This window comes from Streptomyces fuscigenes, assembly GCF_021556455.1.
GTDB lineage: Bacteria > Actinomycetota > Actinomycetes > Streptomycetales > Streptomycetaceae > Streptomyces > Streptomyces fuscigenes.
Window position 1 is genome coordinate 1 of sequence record NZ_JAKGCV010000668.1, and the last position, 2095, is coordinate 2095.

Consider the following 2095-nt stretch of genomic DNA (forward strand, 5'->3'; position numbering starts at 1 on the left):
GGTGAGGGGCGCCGCCCCGGCACGGCGGTGAGGGCGGCGCCCGCCCGGGAGGCGCTCGGCGCGCCCGCTCCGTTCGGACGCGCCCCGGTCTCGGGCCGGCCCCGGTACGCCGCCCCGCCCGTCAGTCCTGCTGCGCCGCGTTCAGGACCGAGAGCGCCGCCTGCTGGCAGCCGTGGCCCGTCGAGGGCAGCGTGAACGGGCCGTTCCAGTGCGGGCCGTACTGGTCGAGCCCGTTGCGGTCGTGCGCGCGGGCCGCGTCCGCCTGGCGGTCCAGGTAGGCGCTGTAGGGGTGGTCGGACAGGGCCGCGTCGAGGGCCGCGAGCCCGCGCACGTACGGGCCCTTGAACGTGGCGCCGTCCGACGCGCAGTCGCTCGCCTCGCCGATGTCGGACAGGACGCCCGAGGGGTTGAGGGCGCTCGACGCGGTGGAGGCGTTCGCGAGCGTCCTCGCCGTGTCCAGCAGGGAGTTGTCGCCGGTAGCGCGGTGCAGCTCGGTCAGGGCGCCGAGGACGACGCCCTGGTTGTACGTGTACGTCTGGCCGGTGGGGGCGCAGGTGCTCGTGAGGCCGTCGGCGATCAGGTGGGAGCCGTTGATCATGCCGCTGGAGCCGAACCAGGACCACTCGGCCCGGGCCCTGGCGAGGTAGGCGGTGTCACCCGGGATGCGGTTGTGCAGCGCGGCGTTGAGCTCCAGGTACAGCTCGTTGGTGACCGCGTTCTTGTAGCGCTTGTCGGTGTCGGAGCTCCACCACACGCCGCCGCCGCAGGAGCCGGTGTCCCAGTACGCGTTCATGTGGTCGGCGTCGGCGCGCGCGGTGTCGAGGTAGCGGGAGTCGCCCGTGAGGTCGTACGCGTCGACCCACGCCATGCCCCACCAGCCGGTGTCGTCCAGGAAGTTGTTGGTGAAGTTGCCGCCCTGGGCGTTCTTGTTGAGGTCGTACGTCGTGGGGACCGCGTACGCGTAGCTGCCCATGCCGCTGATCCGGATGTTGTCGATGATCGCGGTGAGCGCGTTGGCACCGGTCCACCAGCCGTTGGACTCGAACAGGCCGGTCTTCTTGTCGTAGAGCATCATCAGCGCCGTGGCGGCGGCGGTGCTCGGGGTGGCCGCGTTGCGGTTCACCCGCGCCCACGAGGTGCACGCGATCTCCGGCTGCCCGGACGCCTGGCCGCAGGCGCGCAGGGCGCCCACGCCGGTGTTCGCCCAGTCGTCCACGTTGTACATGAGCGTGCGCCAGCCGGTGGCGCCCGCGGGCGTCCTGGTGTCGCCGAGCTTGCTGCCGGACGCCCAGGTCCGGCCGCCGTCGAAGGAGCGGTCGAGCCAGACCTCGTCGCCCTGGCCGCCGCCGGCGATGTTCGCGAACCCCATGACATCGTTGTCCGACAGCACGAGCGTGATCGCCCGGCCGTGCACGGTCGCGGTGGCGGCCGTGCGCGGGCCGACGGCGACGGCGGGGTCGCGGGTGTCGCAGTAGAGGTCGCAGATCGCGGCCGAGGCCGCGGTCCCGGCGGTGGCGGCGGCCCCCGCGTGCGTCCTGCCCCGGTCCGGGGCAGGTGAGGGAGCCGCGGAGGCCCGGGGCGCGGCGGCCGCGAGCAGGCACAGGCACAGGGCGAGCACCCAGGTGCCGGGGAGCGTCAGCTGTCTGCCGCGGCTGACCGCGGCCCGTACGGACGTGGGGAGCACGGTGGTCCTCTCCGGCCGCGCGGCGCACGGCCGTTCGTGTGGGGGAGGCGCGCGCCGGGCACGCGGCACGGCCACTCCCCAGGGGAGCGCTACGGCGCGGACACGTCAAGAGTGCGGGTCCGGCCGGGACCGCGTCCGACCGCGGCGCGGGGCGGGCCGCCGGTTCGGGCAGGGGCCCGGCGCGGGGCGTCCGCACTCTGTACAGCCGTCGGCCGCCGGTATACCGTCACGCTTGACCTTGGCATTTGAAACGTTTCATGCCCGTTTCCCTCCGTGCGAGAGGCCGCGAAACCATGACCCCGAGGCAGCACGACGACACCCCCTCAGCCGGCCGGCCCGACCCCGAACCGACCGCGTCCGGCGGGCCCGTGGCGCCCGGGCACCCCGGCCCCGCCCGGCGGGCCGTGCTCG

The 2095-nt window shown here is 74.6% G+C and carries 1 protein-coding gene; it reads right to left on the minus strand.

Annotated features, from left to right (window positions below; all coding sequences use genetic code 11):
- Positions 1 to 121 precede the first annotated feature (121 nt).
- Positions 122 to 1618: a glycoside hydrolase family 76 protein gene (locus tag L1885_RS27575; protein ID WP_372482047.1), complete on the minus strand. Its 1497-nt coding sequence runs from the start codon at positions 1616 to 1618 to the stop codon at positions 122 to 124.
- Positions 1619 to 2095: the final 477 nt, after the last annotated feature.